Annotated in this window: 25 protein-coding genes and 2 pseudogenes; 13 read left to right on the forward strand and 14 right to left on the reverse strand. The window is 38.2% G+C overall.

What is annotated here, in order from left to right:
* Positions 1 to 13: 13 nt before the first annotated feature.
* From ACOFKR_RS14170 to ACOFKR_RS14210, 9 genes and pseudogenes are all read right to left on the reverse strand, one after another.
* Positions 14 to 931: a helix-turn-helix domain-containing protein gene (locus tag ACOFKR_RS14170; protein ID WP_419801459.1), complete on the reverse strand. Its 918-nt coding sequence runs from the start codon at positions 929 to 931 to the stop codon at positions 14 to 16.
* A 46-nt stretch (positions 932 to 977) separates the two neighbouring features.
* Complete coding sequence (locus ACOFKR_RS14175) at positions 978 to 1817, reverse strand: SDR family NAD(P)-dependent oxidoreductase (RefSeq protein WP_419801460.1); 840 nt, start codon at positions 1815 to 1817, stop codon at positions 978 to 980.
* Between the two features lie 150 nt (positions 1818 to 1967).
* Positions 1968 to 2276, reverse strand: coding sequence for a hypothetical protein (locus ACOFKR_RS14180; RefSeq protein ID WP_419801461.1), 309 nt, complete (start codon positions 2274 to 2276; stop codon positions 1968 to 1970).
* A gap of 206 nt (positions 2277 to 2482) precedes the next feature.
* Entirely contained in the window at positions 2483 to 2770 is a 288-nt protein-coding gene (locus ACOFKR_RS14185; RefSeq protein ID WP_419801462.1) for an EVE domain-containing protein, read from the reverse strand.
* Between the two features lie 404 nt (positions 2771 to 3174).
* A complete protein-coding gene (locus ACOFKR_RS14190) occupies positions 3175 to 3534 on the reverse strand; it encodes a MarR family winged helix-turn-helix transcriptional regulator (protein ID WP_419801463.1) in 360 nt (119 codons plus the stop codon).
* Positions 3527 to 3856: pseudogene (locus ACOFKR_RS14195) on the reverse strand (EVE domain-containing protein); the annotation flags it as partial. The gene ACOFKR_RS14190 and the pseudogene ACOFKR_RS14195, both read right to left, overlap by 8 nt.
* Positions 3857 to 3963: 107 nt before the next feature.
* Positions 3964 to 4419 (reverse strand): VOC family protein, encoded by a 456-nt coding sequence (locus ACOFKR_RS14200; RefSeq protein WP_419803644.1) that lies wholly within the window; start codon positions 4417 to 4419, stop codon positions 3964 to 3966.
* Between the two features lie 250 nt (positions 4420 to 4669).
* Positions 4670 to 5059 carry a type II toxin-antitoxin system VapC family toxin gene (locus ACOFKR_RS14205; RefSeq protein WP_419801464.1) on the reverse strand — a complete coding sequence of 130 codons (390 nt, stop codon included), beginning with the start codon at positions 5057 to 5059 and terminating at the stop codon, positions 4670 to 4672.
* Positions 5044 to 5271 (reverse strand): hypothetical protein, encoded by a 228-nt coding sequence (locus ACOFKR_RS14210; protein ID WP_419801465.1) that lies wholly within the window; start codon positions 5269 to 5271, stop codon positions 5044 to 5046. The genes ACOFKR_RS14205 and ACOFKR_RS14210 overlap by 16 nt, the downstream gene beginning before the upstream one ends.
* Here ACOFKR_RS14210 and ACOFKR_RS14215 point away from each other — a divergent pair.
* Positions 5262 to 5387, forward strand: a complete 126-nt coding sequence (locus ACOFKR_RS14215; protein WP_419801466.1) for a hypothetical protein — start codon at positions 5262 to 5264, stop codon at positions 5385 to 5387. The two genes, ACOFKR_RS14210 and ACOFKR_RS14215, sit on opposite strands and share 10 nt — an antisense overlap.
* Positions 5388 to 5528: 141 nt before the next feature.
* On the opposite strand, the gene ACOFKR_RS14220 is transcribed toward ACOFKR_RS14215, so the two are convergent.
* Positions 5529 to 6383 carry a hypothetical protein gene (locus tag ACOFKR_RS14220; RefSeq protein ID WP_419801467.1) on the reverse strand — a complete coding sequence of 285 codons (855 nt, stop codon included), beginning with the start codon at positions 6381 to 6383 and terminating at the stop codon, positions 5529 to 5531.
* Between the two features lie 185 nt (positions 6384 to 6568).
* Here ACOFKR_RS14220 and ACOFKR_RS14225 point away from each other — a divergent pair, with 185 nt between their 5' ends.
* Positions 6569 to 6913, forward strand: a complete 345-nt coding sequence (locus ACOFKR_RS14225) for a single-stranded DNA-binding protein (RefSeq protein WP_419801468.1) — start codon at positions 6569 to 6571, stop codon at positions 6911 to 6913.
* Between the two features lie 59 nt (positions 6914 to 6972).
* Here the strand turns inward: ACOFKR_RS14225 and ACOFKR_RS14230 are convergent, their stop codons facing one another.
* Positions 6973 to 7677, reverse strand: coding sequence for an SDR family NAD(P)-dependent oxidoreductase (locus tag ACOFKR_RS14230; RefSeq protein WP_419801469.1), 705 nt, complete (start codon positions 7675 to 7677; stop codon positions 6973 to 6975).
* Positions 7674 to 8627, reverse strand: a complete 954-nt coding sequence (locus ACOFKR_RS14235) for a lysylphosphatidylglycerol synthase transmembrane domain-containing protein (RefSeq protein ID WP_419801470.1) — start codon at positions 8625 to 8627, stop codon at positions 7674 to 7676. The genes ACOFKR_RS14230 and ACOFKR_RS14235 overlap by 4 nt, the downstream gene beginning before the upstream one ends.
* Before the next feature lie 191 nt (positions 8628 to 8818).
* On the opposite strand from ACOFKR_RS14235, the gene ACOFKR_RS14240 reads away from it, so the two are divergent.
* From ACOFKR_RS14240 to ACOFKR_RS14275, 8 genes are all read left to right on the forward strand, one after another.
* Positions 8819 to 9688, forward strand: coding sequence for a carbon-nitrogen hydrolase (locus tag ACOFKR_RS14240; RefSeq protein WP_419801471.1), 870 nt, complete (start codon positions 8819 to 8821; stop codon positions 9686 to 9688).
* Positions 9678 to 10727 (forward strand): agmatine deiminase family protein, encoded by a 1050-nt coding sequence (locus ACOFKR_RS14245; RefSeq protein ID WP_419801472.1) that lies wholly within the window; start codon positions 9678 to 9680, stop codon positions 10725 to 10727. Before ACOFKR_RS14240 ends, ACOFKR_RS14245 begins: the two co-directional genes overlap by 11 nt.
* Positions 10728 to 10899: 172 nt before the next feature.
* Positions 10900 to 11874 carry an NADP-dependent oxidoreductase gene (locus ACOFKR_RS14250; RefSeq protein WP_419801473.1) on the forward strand — a complete coding sequence of 325 codons (975 nt, stop codon included), beginning with the start codon at positions 10900 to 10902 and terminating at the stop codon, positions 11872 to 11874.
* A gap of 111 nt (positions 11875 to 11985) precedes the next feature.
* Positions 11986 to 12795 carry a helix-turn-helix domain-containing protein gene (locus tag ACOFKR_RS14255; protein ID WP_419801474.1) on the forward strand — a complete coding sequence of 270 codons (810 nt, stop codon included), beginning with the start codon at positions 11986 to 11988 and terminating at the stop codon, positions 12793 to 12795.
* A 639-nt stretch (positions 12796 to 13434) separates the two neighbouring features.
* A complete protein-coding gene (locus tag ACOFKR_RS14260) occupies positions 13435 to 13983 on the forward strand; it encodes an IS5 family transposase (RefSeq protein ID WP_419801475.1) in 549 nt (182 codons plus the stop codon).
* A gap of 387 nt (positions 13984 to 14370) precedes the next feature.
* On the forward strand, positions 14371 to 15141 hold the full coding sequence (locus ACOFKR_RS14265) for an SDR family oxidoreductase (protein ID WP_419801476.1): 771 nt from the start codon (positions 14371 to 14373) through the stop codon (positions 15139 to 15141).
* 82 nt (positions 15142 to 15223) lie between these two features.
* Entirely contained in the window at positions 15224 to 15817 is a 594-nt protein-coding gene (locus tag ACOFKR_RS14270; RefSeq protein WP_419801477.1) for a hypothetical protein, read from the forward strand.
* A gap of 155 nt (positions 15818 to 15972) precedes the next feature.
* Positions 15973 to 16296 carry an antibiotic biosynthesis monooxygenase gene (locus tag ACOFKR_RS14275; protein WP_419801478.1) on the forward strand — a complete coding sequence of 108 codons (324 nt, stop codon included), beginning with the start codon at positions 15973 to 15975 and terminating at the stop codon, positions 16294 to 16296.
* Between the two features lie 111 nt (positions 16297 to 16407).
* Here the strand turns inward: ACOFKR_RS14275 and ACOFKR_RS14280 are convergent.
* Both ACOFKR_RS14280 and ACOFKR_RS14285 read right to left on the reverse strand, forming a co-directional pair.
* Positions 16408 to 17106 (reverse strand): annotated as a pseudogene (locus ACOFKR_RS14280) (IS3 family transposase); the annotation flags it as partial.
* Positions 17107 to 17248: 142 nt separating this feature from the next.
* Positions 17249 to 17584 (reverse strand): transposase, encoded by a 336-nt coding sequence (locus tag ACOFKR_RS14285; RefSeq protein WP_419801479.1) that lies wholly within the window; start codon positions 17582 to 17584, stop codon positions 17249 to 17251.
* 287 nt (positions 17585 to 17871) lie between these two features.
* On the opposite strand from ACOFKR_RS14285, the gene ACOFKR_RS14290 reads away from it, so the two are divergent.
* The 3 genes from ACOFKR_RS14290 to ACOFKR_RS14300 all read left to right on the forward strand — a co-directional run bounded on the left by ACOFKR_RS14290 (position 17872) and on the right by ACOFKR_RS14300 (position 19776).
* Positions 17872 to 18714, forward strand: coding sequence for a S41 family peptidase (locus tag ACOFKR_RS14290; RefSeq protein WP_419801480.1), 843 nt, complete (start codon positions 17872 to 17874; stop codon positions 18712 to 18714).
* A 298-nt stretch (positions 18715 to 19012) separates the two neighbouring features.
* On the forward strand, positions 19013 to 19657 hold the full coding sequence (locus ACOFKR_RS14295) for a methyltransferase domain-containing protein (RefSeq protein ID WP_419801481.1): 645 nt from the start codon (positions 19013 to 19015) through the stop codon (positions 19655 to 19657).
* Positions 19654 to 19776, forward strand: a complete 123-nt coding sequence (locus ACOFKR_RS14300) for a hypothetical protein (protein WP_419801482.1) — start codon at positions 19654 to 19656, stop codon at positions 19774 to 19776. Before ACOFKR_RS14295 ends, ACOFKR_RS14300 begins: the two co-directional genes overlap by 4 nt.
* Positions 19777 to 19822 lie beyond the last annotated feature (46 nt).

The following is a 19822-nucleotide window of genomic DNA, read 5'->3' on the forward strand; positions in this document are numbered from 1 at the left end:
GGTTTTTCCCCGTCTAATTAAACGACTGCCTAAACGCCAACGGACTTTGATTCGTCTTGGTTTTAAACAATTTACTGAAAGATTGTGGATGCTCAAATCCTAGTTCGTAGGCTATTTCGCTTACAGACAGATTTGTGGCGGATAGTTTTTCCTTTGCTTTTTCAATTAATTTTTCGTGGATGTGTTGCTGCGTGGTTTGTCCGGTCAAAGATTTAAGTAAACTTCCCAAATAATTTGGTGATATGTTTAGTGTTAGTGCAATGTGCTGTGCAGTGGGCAAACCTTTGCTAATGATATCTTCACTGTTGAAATATTGATTGAGGATATTTTCCAGTCTGTCCAGTATTTGATGACTTCCCTTTTTTCGGGTAATGAATTGCCGTTGATAAAATCGTTCGCAATAATTTAAAACTACCTCGATCTGTGAAATGATGATGTTTTGTGTAAATTGGTCAATGCCAACTTGATATTCTTTTTCAATTCCTTTAAAAATTCCTAAAAGCGTTTCCTCTTCTTTTTCCGAAAGAAACAGGGCTTCATTTACATCATAACCAAAAAATTTGTAGTTGTTTATTGTTTTCGCCAAAACTGTATTCCAGATAAAATCGGGGTGAATGATTAACAGAAATCCGGAAGGTTTTTTTTCAGATTTGCTGATGTTCAATTTTACAACCTGATTAGGCGCAACAAAAGACATCAGGCCTTCATCAAAGTCATACTTACTTTGCCCATAATTGAGTTTTCCCTGCATATCCCGTTTTAATCCAATGCAATAAAGATCCTGAACCCAACTAATTTCGGATTCTTCAATTTGATATTCTACCAAACCATAATCAACCAGGCTTATCAGCGGATGTTGTGGTTTTGGCAATCCTGCAATTCGGTGGAACTCTGAAACTGTATTTATGGTATATAATTTCCTGTTATTCATAAGCTAAAAATTAAGGGCAACAGCTAAAAACCATTGCCCTTGTAAATTAATAATCAGTAGATATACTTAAACTTTCGTTGGCAGAAAATTCATCCTGAAGTGCGGTCAACTTTTCGCCAGCGATACGGAAAGCATCAGAACCTAAAGTCAAATGTACAGGCGGCTTTTCCATTTTTGCCAATTCTATCAACGCTGAGGCGGCTTTTTCGGGATTTCCCGGTTGGTTTCCGTCAATGTCTTTTTGGTGTGTCGCCTGAATTTCTCTTGCTACGGTATAGGAATCAAGTTCGATTTTTGACGCCCGAAGTGAACTACCTTTAAGAAAATCAGTTCTAAAATATCCCGGGTAAACAACGGTGGCGTTCACTCCGAATTCTTTAATTTCAGCGGCTAAAGCTTCTGTAAAACCCACAACAGCAAATTTTGTTGCGCAGTAAATTCCCCAACCCGCAAAATCTCCTGCCAGTCCACCAATGGATGCGATGTTGATGATGGAACCACTTTTTTGCGCTCTTAAATAAGGCATTACTTTTCGGATGACATTTAAGGAACCGAAAACGTTGGTGTCGAAATTCTGACGGCTTTCCAGATCAGTAACTTCTTCCAAAGTACCCATCTGTCCGTAACCGGCATTGTTTACTATAACATCTAATTTTCCGAATTTTTCAAGTGTTTTTGAAACAGCGTTTTCAACTGAATTTTCATCGGTCAAATCTACTTCCAAAGGCAGAAATGTTGCAGAATTTTGGTCAACAGCTGTTTGCAGGTCAGCAAAATTCCGTGAAGTTGCTGCTACCGGATAACCTTCGGCCAATAATTTTTTTACCAAGGCCAAACCTAAACCCTTTGAAGCACCTGTGACAAACCATACTTTTTTTGTATCCATTTTTCTGTTTTTTTAATTAATTGTTTTTTGATACTGCAAAGATGGCGAGCTCAAAGTTTGCTTACCTAATCAAATCAAGGCTTGTTGTAGGCAAATCAATGATGGGCAAATTGGATTAAAAAATTCAGCGAGGTGGGTTTTTAACAAACCTTAATTCTTCTCCGCCAACTCTTTCAGCACTTCGTTCATCAGTTCAAAACCTTTTTTGGTATTGACTTCCAGTTTAGTTTTTAATAATGGAACCAACATTCCTGTGAAATTTTCGTATTGTTTAAAAGCAGTAGTTCCATTTCCATTATCATTTAGGACAAGGTGATGTTCACCATTAAAAATATCGTTGAAAAGCAAAATACCCAACCAACTGATCTGTTCGTCTTTGTCAACTATTAAAACTTTTGGGTTAAAACTGTTCTTACTTGAGTTGGGTGGTGAGATGGTAACTGCCAGACATTTGCCCACCTCTAGGTCGCCTGAAATACTCGTAATAAAGGGATTCCAATTTGGAAAATCCTTGAAATTCTTCAGGATTGAATAAATTTTTTGAGGTGTTGCATTGATGAGAATTTCACTTAAAACTTTGATTGCGATAGTTTTTTTAATTAATTTTTTAAGAATTTTAGTTGATCAGATCAAAGATAAAGTTTAATTAAGCATTTCCTTTTCTATCAATTTAAAATCTTTTTCGCCCATTTCAAAAAATCCATATCTAAAATTGAATCCCATTTTTCTTTATTTTTAATAGACTCTAAATTTGGAATGAGTAGTAAAATCGAAACATCTCTCTGATCCATCAATTTTACCCTTTTGCGGAAGGGTTTAAAGTTCTCGGAAACGGTTTGCTGATAAATTTCTCCATCCGTTACTTCGCTCAATGCCGTAAACTCCTGACATTTTTCCTGTCCTTCCAATGTTTTTTTACCGGAATAATAAATGACAAAATCTCCTTTGTGCATTCTTTTTAGGGGTGCTTCCTTTCCGTGCCCTACCTGTGCAATGCTTCAGAAATTCAATTTTTTTACGTAGTCTTTCGAGGCAACGATGATTCAGTACTTGGTTTCTCTATTTTTCATCAAAGTATTTTGTGATGGTAAAATCTTTTTTTAAGTTTTCATTTTTGGTAAATACAACTGCTTGTTATTATTTGCAACATGGGTTATACCTTTGTCTAGATAATAATTATTGTTTACTTTGAATTTTAGTCAGACGAGATTAAATATTCCGAAGTATCATTCCTGAGCGTATGGACAGCCTTTTGATCTCAACCACTATTGCTGTCAATTAGTTGCAGCATATTTTTATTAAACGACGGCAGTTTGTTGTTCAACGCGGAAAAAAATCCAGGTCAGCATTTTCAATCTCAATGAGTGCTTTTTTGTAAAATCTTTTTGCCATTCGAAGTCATTGTAATTGTTTTTGCCCTGGTATCTGTTTCGTGTTCTTGTCTGGTTATAAAACTTTTTTCTTCCAAGTTCCGCAATACTTTAGATACCATCATTCTACCCGCATTGCTTTGATTGGCAATGTCAACCTGCATTACAGATTTACTTTTTTTTGAAAGCCAACCTAATGCCGCAAGCAATACAAATTGCGTTTGTGTCAAATTTAAAGGATCTAAAACCTTTTTCTGTTTGCGTTGCCACAACATGGTTAGTTGTCCAAGCAAATAACCTGGGCTATCCGTTGGATATTTAAAATGAAATTCAATTTCTTTAGGCATAATCTTGTTGAAGCATTTGTGACGAAATTAATTCAAAATCGTGTTGGTTGATTTCAAAGAAGCCAAACCGAAACGGATAACCCCAACTTTTTTTGTTTGGAATAAAATCTAAATCATTAATCAAAGGAAGAATGAATAGGTCTTTACACTTAAAAAATTCAATATTTCGTCTTGAAGGACAAAAATCTTCCGAAACATGAAATTCATAGGTTTCATCGTCAATTACCTTTCCTAATGCAGTAAATTCTTGACATTTTTCAGGTTTATCCATCGTTTGCTTTCCCGAATAATAAACAACAAAGTCTCCTTTTTTCATTCTTTTTAGTGGCGATGATTTTCCATGTCAGGCTTGCGCAATTTCTGCTTCGATGACATTTTTTACGTGGTCTTTTGATGCCACAATTACCCAATATTTTGTTTCTCTGTTAATCATTGTTGATAATCGTATTTTGTTTCCAAAAATGTAATGATATAACCGTCTGGGTCTTTTACCATCAATGTTTTTCCAAAAGGCGTATTGTTGATTGTTCCTAAAATTGTAACTCCTTTTTCTGAAAGTTGGCTTTGTAATTCTTCAATATTTTCATCAATAGCAAACCAATGCGAAGCACCAACGCCTAACTCTTTTCCGTCTAAATTTTCAATCGGTTTTCTAATGGCAAAACTTGCCTCGCCTTTGTTGTATTTTAAAATACAGGCTTCAGGATTGCTAATTTCTGATAACTCAAATCCTAATTTGTCTCTGTAAAAGGCTTTGATACTTTTAAATCTCTTACTTGTATAGATGCAAAATCTAATTTTCTCATTTTTAATTAATATGTTGTCAAAAACATAATATACACAACAACAATAATCTAATTTTTTTAGAAATTTATTTAGTTCAATAAAAAATAATAATTCTTTTTGTTGTTAGGGTACGTTTTGTGTAGCATTACAGGCAACGGAAAAGGCTTGGCGAAGGACTGGTATTTGAAGCCCGTCGGCCAAAACCAAAGTTAAATTAATAAACAAATGCTGATGCTTCTTTTACCGGCTAAATTTTATTTCTTCTGCCGAAACTGAAGCAAAATAGCAAATAAAAGTTCAATAACTTCCTTCGGCCAGTTTTTTGCCAAACCAATGTTGTGCGTTCGCCTTATTCTATTAAACTTAATCCGTCAATCCGTTCGAAATGCTTTTTGTTTAATGTTGATAGTGTCAAATTGTGAGAAATAGATGTTGCTGCAATAAATAAGTCTGCCATTCCAATTTGCTTCCGTTTACTTTTTAAAGCCGAGTTGAGGTTTATGGCAATTTGCGAAACGGCCTCGTCAAATGGCAGAACTTTTGTCCTATTCAATAAACCAGTCCAAAACGGCATTTGATGGACGGTTGCACCCGAATAGATTTCGTAATGTGTTATTGCGGAAATAGAAAAATCGTAACCTTGGTCAAATAAAGCGATAAGTACCGAATTTGATTTATCACTTTTTCGAAAATAGTCTATCAAGATAGAAGTATCTGCTAAAATTAGATTGTCCGCCATTCATCAATTTTTTTTCGTGTATCTGCAATTGTATCCAACTGCTTTTTTGAAAATGTAGGGCCATTCAACAAGAAATTCCTAAAATCCTCCCTTTCCTGGTCAACAACGGGTGGCATTTCCACTTCTTGTTTAAGTTTTGTCCACTGTGTTTGTGGAAGTCTTTTAACCAATTGAACTAATTGATCAAAACCGATTTCTACCTGTGCTTGCATGTACCAAATTTAAGAAGTTTTTGTCGAACGGCGAGTGGTCGGTAGGTGACGCACAACGGAAAGGGCTTGGCGAAGAACTGGAATTTGAAACCCGTCAGCCCCAAAACCAAAGTTAAATTTATAATTAAATGTTGATGCTTCTTTTATCGGCTAAATTTATGTTCCTTCTGCTGAAACTGAAGCAAAATAACAAAATAAAAGTTGATGTTTAATCCGTCGGCCAGTTTTTTGCCAAACCAATGTTAGGTGTAGTGGTTTTAGTTCGCAATTCTATTAATTATTGTTGTAAATTTTACTGGAAAGTCATTCATAATGAAAGCATAATCATCTGCAGGTTGTCCATAATTTTTAAATTGTGATTCTTTGAATAATAAATTTTTTCTCTTATTCCTGCAAATTAGAATCCCATCTTTATATACATAATAATCAACAATAGAATTTATTGATAATTCTTCCGAAATGTTTTTCTGTTTTCCAACAAATATTATTCTCTTATTTGTAATGAATAATCTTCCAAAATCTTGCGGAAGCCAATCTTTGATGTCATTTGTTGAATATGTTACATTTCCCATTCGTAAAGGTCCATTATTCCATCTTACACCTGAATAATTGACATTTCTCTTGATGGTTTTTTCTTGAAACATATAAATGTTGTTAAATTGATAATGTAATATTTCATTGTCTTTCAAAGCAACCTTGAATTTTGAAAAAGCATCTTTAATTGTTGGAAGCTCACTTGTTGCAAGTCTATTTCTTTCAGAAATATCTAAACTCATAACGTTGAATAAATCTTTTGAAATATCTTTTTTAAACCCTAAATATGAATTTATCAAATTTGAATTTTTTGAATAAGCAATCTCGTGTGGAACTCCACTTTTGTATAATAAATCTAAATAGTTATAACTTTCTCCATCGTCAAAAACTTTCTTTATATTGATTAAGGATTTCTTTCCATTTTCAGAAGTTTCATTTTGAATAACTGAACTAAAGAAACTTTCATTCTTTGATCTTTCATTTTGTTCAAGAGTTGAAATTTCGTCAGTTTTAGATTTTTGTCTTGAAAGGAAATAACCAATTATGATTATTACAACAAATAAAATTGCATAAGTCATTTTTCAAAGCTTTTAATTTTTCGGTATTCGTTTTCCACCATTACAGCCAACTCTCTTATTGGCGCACTTTATCCATTTGCAAACGGTTACAAACGATAATACGCATTTATAACCGCTTATTATCCGACTAAGATAACCAACCTGCCGCATCTTTGTACCATCAGTTCAAAACAAAAAATAAAACGATGAGCACTTTAAAAAACAGCGTACGCCTGGTAGGAAACCTGGGCACTAACCCGGAAGTGAAAAACTTTGACCAAAACAAAAAGATGGCAAAACTGGCCCTGGCCACCAACGAAACGTACCACAACCAAAAAGGCGAAAAAGTGACCGAAACGCAATGGCACAACCTTGTGCTGTGGGGCAAGCAAGCCGAAATTGCGGAAAGCTACCTGAAAAAAGGCGACGAGATCAGCATTGAAGGTAAACTCGCTTCCCGAAATTATACCGATAAACAAGGCACCAAACGCTACATAACCGAAATTGTGGTGAACGAAATTTTGATGCTGGGCGGCAAAAAGTCAGCATAATTTTAAGGCGGTAAAAGAAGCATCTGGGGTTTGCAGATGCTTCTTTTATGCACTAAAATTTAGGGTGTGCTCAACGCAACGGGCAACACTTTTCCGTTAAAAAATTGATGGCCGGACAGTGCAAAATCGGCTACGTATTTTCCCATTTCAAAAGCCGGAACCGGCGATTCGTAGCCCGGAAAAGCGCGTTCCAGCATTTCGGTTTGTGCTGATCCTAAAGCCAAACAGTTTACTTTGATTTGCTGTGGGGCGAGTTCTTGGGCCAAACATTCGGTCAAGGTGTGCAGGGCAGATTTGCTGGCCGAATAAGCCGATAAGCCTACAAACTTTGCGCTTCCCTGGAAGCCGCCCATGCTGCCGATATTTAAAATATGCGAGTTTTTTGCCAGTAAAAACAGCATCGCCCGGATGATGCGCACATGGCCGAGGTAATTGCTTTGCAGCATTTCCACAAAATCGGCCTCGCCCAGCTCTGCAAAAGGTTTGTTGATGAGTGCGCCGGCGTTATTGATCAAAATATCAATTTTTCCGTCCAGCCGGCTTTGCACAAAAGCCTGCAAATCCTGGTAGTCATCGTGCACAATATCAAACGCAACAGGGTACAAAACGCAATCCGGGTTGAGGCTTTGGGCAATTTCGTGCAGGTGTGCCAGCTTGTCTTCGGACCGGGCCAGGGCGATAATTTTGTGCCCGCTTTGCTGTGCCAGTTCAATCACGGCTTCAAAGCCAATGCCGCTGCTGGCCCCGCTGATGATAATGTTCATGGTTGATCGATGCTGTTTTTATCGGGTAAAATTTCAGTTTCTACTGGTTTGGGCAAGCCTTCGTTTAAGCGTTTGGTGTTGAAAACGTAATAAATCCCCAGCAAAGAAACCACCGCCGAAGTAAGATAAAACAGCAAACTAACCACTACGGCCAAATTTGGGTCCATATTGAAAAATGGCGCAAAGTGCACAAATATGTATTCCCTCAACCCCAAACCGCCAACCGAAAATGGCACAACTGCCGACAGCGAAGCCACCAGAAAAGTAAATAAATAAGGCGAAAACTTGCCGTTGTAATGCAATGCCAGCAGCACAAAAAGTACCGTGATTACCTGCATGGACTGCACCACAATAGCTTTGGCGTGTGCTTCAAAAAAGAAGTGTGTGTATTCTTTAAAAAAATATTTCGCCACAAAATAATAAGCTGTGGTACCAACTAAAAAAACACTGAGCGGAATGGCCAGGTGAATCTGGATTTGGGGCAGAAAACCGATCAGTGCGACCACAATCAACCCAATGGCCCAAAGCCCGCTTAACCGGTCGAAAAATATCGCCCAAAAAACGCTTTTTGCGGGCAATTTATAGTTTTTGTTGAGCAGCCAGATTTTGTAACCATCGCCGCCAATACCGCCCGGCAAAAATAAATTGTAAAACAAACCAAGCATGTACAAACGCAGGTTGAACACGTAGCCCAGCCGCAAATGGATCGACTTAAAAAAACTAAGCAGCCGCGATGAGGCAACCATTTGCGATGCAAAAAACGTAAGAACGGCCAGCAGCAAATACAGCGGATTGGCTGCAGAAAGCGTGTATTTTACTTTTTGAAAATCAATTTTGCTCAACACTAAATAAAGCAGCAGACTTGTAAAACCCACTTTCAGGATTGTTTTTACAACATCCCAGAAAACCTGTTTGCTGGTTTTTGGTGTGAGTACTTCCGTTTCGGCCATCAACGGCAAAAATAACAAAATAGAGAATTAGTTGAAAGTGAATAGTTGCTGGTTGAATATCGGGTAATTTTAGGTTGATAAAAACAGTATGCGGTTAATGGTTGATGGTTCATAGCTGATAGTTCACACCTCAAACCTCTATTGCGCCGCTTTGATCTTAATCTTATTTTTGTGGCCGGATAAAACAAGTTATGGCGAAAGTTAATGTTGGATTAGTGCAGATGACCTGCACGGCAGATAAAGAAGCGAATCTGCAAAAAGCAATTGGAAAGGTGCGTGAAGCGGCCGGAAAAGGCGCGCAGATTGTGTGTTTGCAGGAACTTTTTACGTCGCTTTATTTTTGTGACGAGGAAAATTATGAAAATTTTAAGTTGGCAGAACCCATTCCCGGCCCGTCAACCGACGGACTTTCCAAAGTTGCCGCCGAGTTGAATGTGGTGATTATTGCTTCTTTGTTTGAAAAACGTGCGCAGGGTTTGTACCATAATACAACCGCTGTAATTGATGCCGACGGAAAATATCTGGGCAAATACCGCAAAATGCACATCCCGGACGATCCTGGTTTTTACGAAAAATTCTACTTTACGCCAGGCGATTTGGGCTATAAAGTCTGGAAAACCAAATATGCAACTTTTGGCGTGTTGATTTGCTGGGATCAATGGTATCCGGAAGCTGCGCGGATTACGGCTTTGATGGGCGCGGAAATTTTGTTTTATCCAACAGCAATCGGTTGGTCAATCGAGCAGGACCTGCCAACAAATACTGAACAATACAATGCCTGGCAAACCATCCAGCGATCGCACGGCGTAGCCAACGGCGTGCATGTGGTAAGTGTGAACCGCGTAGGAGAGGAAGCCGGTGTAAAATTTTGGGGCGGATCGTTCGTCTCCAATCCGTTCGGAACGGTGATTTACCAGGCTTCGCACGATGACGAGGAAGTGATTGTGCAAGAACTGGATTTAGCAGAAACGGATCGTTACCGTACACATTGGCCGTTTTTGCGTGATCGCCGGATCGATTCTTATCAACCAATAACTAAAAGATTGATTGATGAAGACTAATTTGCAAGAACAAGGCTATTACTTCCCCGCCGAATGGAAAAAACACGAAGCAACCTGGTTAAGCTGGCCGCATAAAAACGATTCCTGGCCGGGGAAAATAGAGTTGATATATAAACCATATTGCGAATTTATAAAGATCATTGCAGCGGGAGAATTGGTTAGGATTAATGTTGCCAATGCCGAAATGGAAGCTTTTGCAAAAGCGGAATTACAGAAAGTTGGGGCTGATTTAAGTCAGGTCGAATTCTATCATTTCCCTACCAACGACGCATGGTGCCGCGATCATGGCCCGGCGTTTTTGGTAAACCGCGATGCTTCTTTTATGCCACAAAAATTGGTGTTGGATTGGAATTATAATGCTTGGGGAAATAAATATCCGCCTTTTAATCTGGATGATATTATTCCAACTCGAATTGCGGAATGCTTTGATCTTCCTCTTTACGAACCTGGAATTATCATGGAAGGCGGTTCTGTGGAGTTTAACGGAAAAGGCACGGTTTTGACTACCACGGCCTGTCTGCTCAACAAAAACCGTAACCCGCACCTCGACCAAAATCAAATTGAAGATTACCTCAAAAAATATTATGGCGTACAGCAGGTTTTGTGGCTCGGCGACGGTATTGTGGGCGATGATACCGACGGCCATATTGACGACATCACGCGTTTTGTAAATGAAGACACGGTGGTAACGGTTGTGGAGGAAAACCCGGAAGACGAAAACTATCACATCTTACAGCAAAATCTCCAAAAACTGAAAGAAATGAAACTTTTGGATGGCCGTAAACTCCAAGTTATCGAACTGCCGATGCCATCACCTGTAATTTGGGAAGGTACAAGGTTACCAGCAAGTTACGCCAACTTTTATATTGCAAACAAAGCAGTCATCGTGCCAACTTATCGCGATAAAAACGACGAAAAAGCTTTGCAGATTTTACAAGAATGCTTTCCTGGCCGTAAAGTTGCAGGCATAGATTCCACGGATATTATCTGGGGCTTGGGCAGCTTCCATTGTTTGAGCCAGCAGGAACCGGCGGTCTGATTTATGACCGATGCTGTTTTTATCGATTAAAAAACTGAAAGTTTCCATGCTTCTTTTATCGGTATAAATAACGAAAACGTCTTTTTAACTAAACAAAAAAGCATTTTGGCTAAATACTTCTTTAACTTGTTACCGAACTTCGATTCATCAAAAAAATGATAAACATTTTATTATGAAAGCAATAAGAGTTCATGAATTCGGCGGACCGGAAGTAATGCAATTAGAGGACGTGGAACGGCCCGTTCCTAAAGCCGATGAAATTTTGGTAAAAGTTTATGCCAGCAGCGTCAATCCTGCCGATTATATTGTCCGCCAGGGCGGAAACGAGATTTTACGATCTTACCTAAAACTTCCCCTGGGCCTGGGTTTGGATGCAGCAGGCATTGTGGAAGAAACCGGGCTTGAAGTGACTAATTTTAAGAAAGGTGACAAGGTTTATGGCGTTCCGAATTTTCCTGGCAATGGCAGTTATGCCGAATATATTGCAGCAAAGGCAAGTCAGTTTTCTTCAATGCCGCAGCATATCACTTTTAATGAAGCAGGTGCTCTTCCCTCATGCGCACTTATTGCCTGGAATGGCATTGTCGATTTGGGCAAGGTAAAACCGGGGCAGCGTGTGCTGATTCATGGGGCGGCAGGCGGCGTTGGCAATTTGGCTGTGCAATTTGCCAAAGCTAAAGGCGCTTATGTAATCGGGACGGCATCTGCCTACAACTTTGATTTTTTGAAAGATCTGGGTGCCGATGAGGTGATCGATTACAACAACCAGCATTTTGAAGAACTGCTGAAAGATATAGATTTAGTATTCAATGCTTCGCCCGTTCGGGATAAAAGTATCAGGATGAAGTCTGTTGACGTGATTAAAGAAGGCGGTATTTTTGTATGCACACATCTGGATCAACCCCTTCCGGATGATTTCCTGAAAGCACTCGCAAAAAAGAACGCCACCGGAACCTTGGTTGGAGGAGGTGCAGTAACCACTTATACTTCATCACTAACTGGTACAACCCAATTGATTAATGAGGGCAAAGTAAGAGCTGTAGTGAGCAAAGTGTACCCGCTGGAACAGGTGGCAGACGCGCACCGGGAAAGTGAAACCAAACACGTACGCGGCAAGATTGTATTGGAAATAAGAAAGGAAGACTAACAATTGCAGCGTTTTAAAACCATTAGCGAGTTTCTGCGGTTCAGAGGACTGCCTAAATCAGAACATCCATTAATCAATGTATTTAAGGTTGAGTCCGTTGAAAGTTTAAAATTGACCGAGCCTGCTTCCTGGTGTTATGATTTTTATTGTATTGGTTTGAAAAGGGTAGTCAACTCCAATGAAGTAAAATTAAAGTATGGGCAGCAAATGTATGACCATAATGAAGGCATCCTGTCATTTGTATCGCCCAGCCAGATTTTAAGCCTGGCAATCGATAAAAACGTAGTACAACTTAAGCAATCAGGGTGGATGCTGCTCATTCATCCTGATTTTTTGTGGAACACATCTTTGGCCAAGACCATAAAACGATATGATTTTTGGGATTACTCGGTAAACGAAGCCTTGTTTCTTTCAGAAAAAGAAGAGGCAACCATCAATAACATCATTCAAAACATCCAGCAGGAATATCAGTCCAACATTGACAAGTTCAGCAAACAAATCATTATTTCACAAATTGAAAGTTTGCTCAATTATGCCGAAAGGTTTTACAACCGGCAGTTCATCACCCGGGAAAAAGCTAACCATCAGATACTTGACCGTTTGGAAAAATTACTCAGCGATTATTTTAATAGTGATGATTTAATTAAAAGAGGACTGCCAACAGTTGGACATATTGCAGGACAACTCCATCTTTCGCCTCAATATTTAAGTGGTTTATTACGGACGGTAACCGGACAAAACACGCAGCAGCACATTCACGACAAACTGATCGAAAAGGCCAAAGAAAAATTATCGACCACCAACTTGTCTGTAAGTGAAATTGCTTACGATTTGGGTTTCGGGCATCTGCAGTCGTTCAGCAAACTGTTCAAAACAAAAACAAGCCTTTCACCGGTAGAATTCAGACAGTCTTTTAACTGACAACAACTGGTTTACATAATCAACATGCTGTTTTTATCGACTAAAAATTGGAAAAGTTTCCATACTTCTTTTATCGTTATAAAATAGTTGATTCAGGCTTTTATTTTTTAGTTTTAAAGTGATGCCTACACTTACTTACAATCAGCAGGTTCCGGTTTATGAAGAGTTTTTGTCTTTTCAGGGAAACGCTTCGTTACATTATTTGAAACACTAATCTTACAAAGCTTTATGTTGATTTATTTCGTCGGCCAAAACCGCTTATAGGTTTTGGCTGACGGAATTTATACCGGTAAAAACAGTATGCCCGGTTTTATTTAAACTTTATCCTGAGTTTTAAATATACTTCTTTGCCACCTAAAATTTGGTGGTTTTGTGGATTTTTCACATCGGCATTAATTAAAAAAAAGCAAAATTTTAGGTGGTAAAAGAAGCATTATAATTTGTTGCCATAAATTTAAACTGGCCCTTATAAGAAATTTATCAATCAGCAGGATTTAACAGCGTTAAATTTTTTTATTGAGAGCCTGTTTAAAAATTAAAAAAGGGAAATGTTATAGGTTTAGATAAACCGGTCTGGGTTGTTTTTTTGTGGTGGCTAAACAACAAAAAGATGTACCCTACCGATCTATCAGAAACCCAGTGGCAATTTATAAAGAAAACCTTACAGAGTTAGGTGAAAGAAAACGTAAACATAGCCTCCGCTCTGTTTGGAATGCCTTGTTGTACGTTGTAAAGACGGGCTGCCAATGGCGGATGCTCCCTGTAAACTTTGCCAAATGGCAATTGGTTTATTACTATTACAAGAAATGGTCAGGGCTGGACTGCTTTGATTTGTTGTTGGCGAAACTGAGGGAAAAAGTACGGTCCGGGATGGGGCAAAACAGGCAGGCAAGCCTGGGCATTATGGACAGCCAAAGTGTACGTTGGGGGAACAACCGGGCATTAAGCGGTTATGACGGCAACAAAAAGGTAAAAGGCATTAAGCGGCATGTGGCAACAGACAAGAACGGTTTTCTGTTGGCTGTAATGGTAACGGCCGCCCATGTACACCACAGTAAGGCCGCCTTGCTGCTGGCCCGGGTTTTAAAACAACTGCTGTGCGGCATCAGGACAATTGCCTGCGATGGCGGTTACCGTGGGGAAATCATAGAACAGGTAAAAAACGTTTCGGATATATTTTACAAATAGTGATGCGTTCAGACGATAAAAGGACAGGGTTTGAACCAACACACAAAAGATGGATAGTCGAACGGACTTTTTCCTGGTCCGACAACGACAGAAGGTTGTGCAGAAACTATGAACTATTGTTGGAAACCTCCGAAAAAATGGTCAAAATCTCAGCTATAAAATTATTGGTTGTGTTCTCAAATGTATGATAGTTACAATAGTCAGTAATATTTCTTCAAAGTAGCAGCTCAGTTTAACTGTAAAAATCGAAATCATTTGTTCGAAGTTATCTGTTTTCTTAACCAAAAGAAATCCATCATACATTTGAGAACACAACCAAATTATTATTGAACAAAATTTAAACAGGCTCTTACATAATTTGTTTAATAATTATCATAAAAAAATAATATGAAAAAGATATTGATTACCGGAGCCAACAAAAGTATTGGCTTTGAAGCTGCAAAGCAACTCTTACAAAAAGGCTATTACGTTTATTTGGGAAGCCGAAATTTAGAAAATGGTCTGGAAGCCGTAAAAAAGCTCAAAGCCGAAGGGCTGACAAACGTAGAAGCCATTCAAATTGATGTGACTGATGATGATTCTGTAAAAACAGCAAGAACCGAAATCGGAAAGAAAACAGATACATTGGACGTTTTGATAAACAACGCAGGAATCAGCGGCATAAAATTTGACACCAACGGAAATCCTATTTTGCAAACCATCACAGCAATAGATGGAAGCATTGACACATTTAAAGAAGTGTATGAAACCAATGTTTACGGCGTTATAAGGGTTACACAGGCGTTTTTGGATTTATTAAAAAAAGCGCCGGAGCCAAGAATTGTGATGGTAAGTTCCACGGTTGGCTCTCTTTCGCTTCAGAGTGACCCGGACTGGCCCTTTTACAACTATGCAAAATTCGCGGTGTATGGTTCTTCAAAATCAGCTTTGAATATGTACACGGTTCATTTGGCGTATGAACTCCGTGATACCGCTTTCAAGGTAAATGCTATAGACCCTGGCTATACAAAATCCGATTTTAATTACCATCAGGGAACGGGCACGGTTGAAGAGGCTGCAAGCCGTGTAATAAAGTATGCTTTGATTGGTAATGACGGACCAACCGGGAAATTTTTTAGTGAAGAAACAAATCCTGAAACAGGAGAGATTCCCTGGTAATGATCAACTTTGTATAAAATTAACCAATTTAAAGAAGTTGGGAAATTGTAAACTAAAATTTTGTAATTAAACTTAAACGATTATGGAACGAGACAGTTCAAACCCTCAAAACAGCGACAATCATTCATCTTCAGGCAATAATCAGGACAAGACATTTTTATCTGCTCCTACAGCTTCAGAAAGTCCGGAATTTAATATTGCTTTGCGCAATGTAGTCCGCTATCACCCCGCCGACATTAAGGCGCCTAACCACAACGACGTCATATCTTTCATTCATTCCTGGTTCGCTGGCTTTGACCACATTGAATCTGCCGAATTTTTCCTTGCTCATTTTGATGATGCAGATATGACTTTCAATTTGGATGGGCAGGTGCTTGCAAGTGATCATCAGTCATTTAAAAACTGGTTTGCCGAGGCGCTCAAACATATTCCCTGGGATTATCATAATATTATAGACATTACGGTGACCGGTACTTTTAAAACCAGTTGGACGACAGAGTTTTTTATACATCACGTTGGCGAATGGCACGATATACCTCTAAATGAAAGCAATACAGGACCCGGCCGTCCCTTTAGTAGAATTATACAGGCCAACTGGCAAATAGAACATACCGGCGAAAAATTTATCATACGACGATATGAACTATCTATGGTACAGAATATTATTCCGCAATAAATGATGATCCGAAAGTTTTGGCCGTAACATTTTTGAAAGCGGAAAATGTAATGAAGGGCCAAAACAAAAATATAGTAAACCCATAGTTACAATAATTTGCAGCACATCGATGTTTTGTGGCTGCATATTTACCCATCTTAATTAAATAAAAATTTATGACTACAATCAACCCAAACAAAAAAATGTGCACACTGATCAACGTATTCACGGCAGAACCTTCAAAACAAAAGGAATTGTTTGACAGTCTCGTGCAGGCGAGCGAAAAACTAATGAGCAAAATGGAAGGCTATATCTCGGCGAAAATCCATCTTGGCAACGATGGAAAAACCGTAACCAACTATGCGCAGTTGGCTTCACAGGAGCATTATCAGAAAGTCCTCAAATTGCCCGAAATTATGGAGCATTTAAAAACATCTGCTGCACTAGCAATTAATTTTAAGCCGGTTACGTACACTACTATCTGGACGGATGGCGAATAATTTGTGCTCGTAAACTTATAAAGCGAAAACATTGCAGATAAGATCTAATTAGCATGCAGTTAAAACCAATCACCTTATTTGTGAACTTGCAACAAATAAGTGGACAATGAGTTAAGCTGCGATAATTTGTTTGTTTAGTTGTTTTTCAAAGTCCTGCGGGGACATGTAACCAAGGGCAGAATGTAACCGTTTACGGTTGTACCAGATTTCGATGTATTCAAAAATCATCAGTGCTGCCTGTTCTTTGCAAGTAAATTTGTGCTGATAAACGCATTCTGCTTTTAAGGTTTTGAAGAAGCTTTCTGCCACTGCGTTGTCCCAGCAGTTTCCTTTTCTGCTCATACTTCTGGTAATTAAGGCATTCTTTCCCAACAAATCCCTGAATTCGTTACAGGCATACTGCACGCCACGGTCAGAATGAAAAAGTAGGTCATTCGTGATGGGCCTGTTCTTTTGTGCCATTTTAAAAGTCGGAATCACTGTTTCTGTTGCCTTCATACCAGAACTCAATGCCCAGCCGATTACTTTACGGTCACCCAGATCAATTACGGTAGTCAGATACAGCCAGCCTTGCCCCGTTTTGATGTAAGTAATGTCCGATACCCAAACCGTACCGGTCGTGCCGGGCTTGAAATTCCGCTCCAACATGTTTTCCGGTATAGTATACTGGTGTTCAGAATCCGTAGTGGCCTTAAACTTTTTCTTAATAAGGCTCCTGATGTTTTCTTTTTTCATCAGCCGGGCCACCTTTTGCCTGGATAATATAATATTGCGTTGACCAAGTGCGCGGGATATTCTTGGGCCTCCATATGTTCGTTTGCTCTAGTGATAAACCAGCTTGATTTCTGACAGTAATTTCATATCCGACTGTGACCTTTTAGATTGAGTGCACTTTAACCAGCTATAAAAACCACTTCTGCTCACTTTAAACATTTTACACATCTTCCCGATATTAAATATTGTCCTGTTGTCTTTTAGGAACCGGAATATTTGCCATCGCCCCTGGAGAAGATGCCATGGCCTTTTTTAAGATGTCGCGCCCCTGTTGCATGTCGAGCAGCTCTTTTTTTAGCCGGTGTATTTCCGCCTGCTCCGGTGTATAAAGTACTTTGCCCTGTCCCGGAAAACTCGTTCCTGCCTTCGTTTCCAGTTCCTTGCGCCAACGGTACAACAAAGACGGTTTAATTTCCAGTTCTTTTGATAGCACGCCCAGGTCGGAACGCCCCTTGCTCAATTCTACAGCCATCACCTTAAATTCACGGTCATATCGTTTTCTCGTTTTTGACATATCTTAAAGTTAAGTTTTTCCCTTAACCTTTTGTCCACTTATTTGTTGCAAGTCCAGTTTGGCAAAAAACTGGCGGAAGGAAGTTATTGAACTTTTGTTTTGTTATTAGCTTCAGTTTCAGCGGACGGAACAAAATTTAGCTGGTAAAAGAAGCATCAACAATTGAACTTTTATTTAACTTTGGTTTCAGCAGAAGGATTTCAAATTCCAGTTCTTCGCCAAGCCCCGAACGTTGGTGACAATTTCGGACACTCCAAAAATTTAAAATGTTTTAAATAATTCATCATATGAAATATCTATTGACAATATTTTTTGTAATTATGTTTGCACTTAATTCTTTTAGTCAAATTAAAGATAAAGATGAGTTAAAAAAAGTATCTAATGAGATACTGACATACATTAACAAATACTCAATAGTAACTGACTCTATAAATTGGAAAGAATTCAATGAGGACATTTTAACGAAAATTGCACAATTGAATGACATAGATTCAAATAGAATTATTTTTTCTTCAATTTTTAATAAGTTACGACATTATGGGGATTTTCATTCATTTTATTATGATAAGTCTAAATCAAAAAAATTGGTATTAAACGATACAACTTTAAAATACCCATCATCAAAAATTATTGACAATTCAATTGGTTACCTTTTTTTACCTACACATCTGTCAATGAATGAAAAAGATAATTTTATTTATACCGATACATTAAGAAAACAAATTGAATTATTAGATGAAAGCTATTCCATAAAAGGCTGGGTTGTAGATTTAAGAGAAAATAGAGGTGGAAATATGTGGCCAATGTTAGCAGGATTAAACCCAATTATTGAAGATGGAACTGTTGGGTATTTTATATCTAAAGGTAAAGCAATAAAATGGACAAGCAATTCTAAAAATACTTATAAATGTAAAAACTCAAATAACAAGATAGCAATATTAATTGATACATTAACTGCAAGTAGTGGCGAAATGACAGCAATATCATTATTAGGCAGGAAAAATTCAAAATCTTTTGGTAAAAGAACAAGTGGTTATACTACAGCAAACCAAAACTTTAAATTATCAAACGGAGCAATGCTTTTTCAGCGACTGCCTATTGTGAAGATAGAACAAAGAAAAAATATATAGGAAAAATAATTCCTGACGTTGAAGTTTTAGATAATGCAGAAACCATAATTGAATCTAAAAAATGGTTACTTGAAAAAGAATAAACTGCCACCAACATTGGTTTGGCAAAAAACTCGCTAACGAATTAAACATCAAATTTTGTTTTGCTATTTTGCTTCAGTTTCGGCTGACGGAGCATTTTTTAGCTGGTAAAAGAAGCATCAGAATTTGAATATTAATTTAACTTTGGTTCTGGCGGAAGGGTTTCAAATTCCCCCACTTCGCCAAGCCTTTTCTGTTAGCGGCAACCTTAACAGACATGAACTCAGACATCGTTTCATATTATAAAGACAGAGCAAAAGAGTATGAAAAAATTTACAGTAAGCCTGAACGACAAAATGATTTATTACTTGCTGGACAAATTTTAAAAGACATACTTGCCGACAAAGATGTTTTTGAAATTGCTTGCGGTACTGGTTATTGGACACAAAAAATATCTGCAACTGCTAAAAATATTTTAGCTACTGATATTAATGACACAGTCATTGAAGTCGCAAAATCTAAAAATTATTCGCCAGCAAAAGTTGTCTTTCAGACAGCAGACATCTTTGACCTGATAAACACCAATAAACATGAAAGTTTGTTTGGTGGTTTTATTTGGAGCCATATTAAATTACAGGACTTAAATAATTTTATAGACACAGTTAATAATCTTGTGAGCGATTGCGGGACAATTGTTTTTATGGACAATAATTATGTTGAAGGAAGTAATATTGCTGTAACTGATAAAGATGACTTTGGCAATACTTATCAAACAAGAGTACTTGAAAATGGAACAACACATAAAGTTTTAAAAAACTTTCCGGCAGAAATATTTGTGCGGCAACTATTGACAGATAGAGCGACCGAGATAGACTTTATAAACTTGCAGTACTACTGGATTTTGAAATACAAAAAGATTTGAGCGACAAAAGATATGCTGCTAACATGCGGTTTGGCGTTATGGCGGGCGACGAACAAGTCATCAACATTTGTTCATTATTTAGCAGCAGTTCCAACGTGACCAGCATCGCTCAACAATAGAATTTGTTTTGTACTTTATTTCTTTATTCGGCTTCAGTTGTCGGCT

Source organism: Mucilaginibacter sp. (assembly GCF_965201005.1).
In the GTDB taxonomy this organism is placed as follows: Bacteria; Bacteroidota; Bacteroidia; order Sphingobacteriales; family Sphingobacteriaceae; genus Mucilaginibacter_A.

Bases quoted from the DNA above. Each gene is read 5' to 3' on its own strand.
- ACOFKR_RS14170 (WP_419801459.1), bottom strand. From the start codon at position 931: ATGAATAACAGGAAATTATATACCATAAATACAGTTTCAGAGTTCCAC.
- ACOFKR_RS14175 (WP_419801460.1), bottom strand. From the start codon at position 1,817: ATGGATACAAAAAAAGTATGGTTTGTCACAGGTGCTTCAAAGGGTTTA.
- ACOFKR_RS14185 (WP_419801462.1), bottom strand. From the start codon at position 2,770: ATGCACAAAGGAGATTTTGTCATTTATTATTCCGGTAAAAAAACATTG.
- ACOFKR_RS14190 (WP_419801463.1), bottom strand. From the start codon at position 3,534: ATGCCTAAAGAAATTGAATTTCATTTTAAATATCCAACGGATAGCCCA.
- ACOFKR_RS14205 (WP_419801464.1), bottom strand. From the start codon at position 5,059: ATGGCGGACAATCTAATTTTAGCAGATACTTCTATCTTGATAGACTAT.
- ACOFKR_RS14210 (WP_419801465.1), bottom strand. From the start codon at position 5,271: ATGCAAGCACAGGTAGAAATCGGTTTTGATCAATTAGTTCAATTGGTT.
- ACOFKR_RS14220 (WP_419801467.1), bottom strand. From the start codon at position 6,383: ATGACTTATGCAATTTTATTTGTTGTAATAATCATAATTGGTTATTTC.
- ACOFKR_RS14225 (WP_419801468.1), top strand. From the start codon at position 6,569: ATGAGCACTTTAAAAAACAGCGTACGCCTGGTAGGAAACCTGGGCACT.
- ACOFKR_RS14230 (WP_419801469.1), bottom strand. From the start codon at position 7,677: ATGAACATTATCATCAGCGGGGCCAGCAGCGGCATTGGCTTTGAAGCC.
- ACOFKR_RS14235 (WP_419801470.1), bottom strand. From the start codon at position 8,627: ATGGCCGAAACGGAAGTACTCACACCAAAAACCAGCAAACAGGTTTTC.
- ACOFKR_RS14240 (WP_419801471.1), top strand. From the start codon at position 8,819: ATGGCGAAAGTTAATGTTGGATTAGTGCAGATGACCTGCACGGCAGAT.
- ACOFKR_RS14245 (WP_419801472.1), top strand. From the start codon at position 9,678: ATGAAGACTAATTTGCAAGAACAAGGCTATTACTTCCCCGCCGAATGG.
- ACOFKR_RS14250 (WP_419801473.1), top strand. From the start codon at position 10,900: ATGAAAGCAATAAGAGTTCATGAATTCGGCGGACCGGAAGTAATGCAA.
- ACOFKR_RS14265 (WP_419801476.1), top strand. From the start codon at position 14,371: ATGAAAAAGATATTGATTACCGGAGCCAACAAAAGTATTGGCTTTGAA.
- ACOFKR_RS14270 (WP_419801477.1), top strand. From the start codon at position 15,224: ATGGAACGAGACAGTTCAAACCCTCAAAACAGCGACAATCATTCATCT.
- ACOFKR_RS14275 (WP_419801478.1), top strand. From the start codon at position 15,973: ATGACTACAATCAACCCAAACAAAAAAATGTGCACACTGATCAACGTA.
- ACOFKR_RS14285 (WP_419801479.1), bottom strand. From the start codon at position 17,584: ATGTCAAAAACGAGAAAACGATATGACCGTGAATTTAAGGTGATGGCT.
- ACOFKR_RS14290 (WP_419801480.1), top strand. From the start codon at position 17,872: ATGAAATATCTATTGACAATATTTTTTGTAATTATGTTTGCACTTAAT.
- ACOFKR_RS14295 (WP_419801481.1), top strand. From the start codon at position 19,013: ATGAACTCAGACATCGTTTCATATTATAAAGACAGAGCAAAAGAGTAT.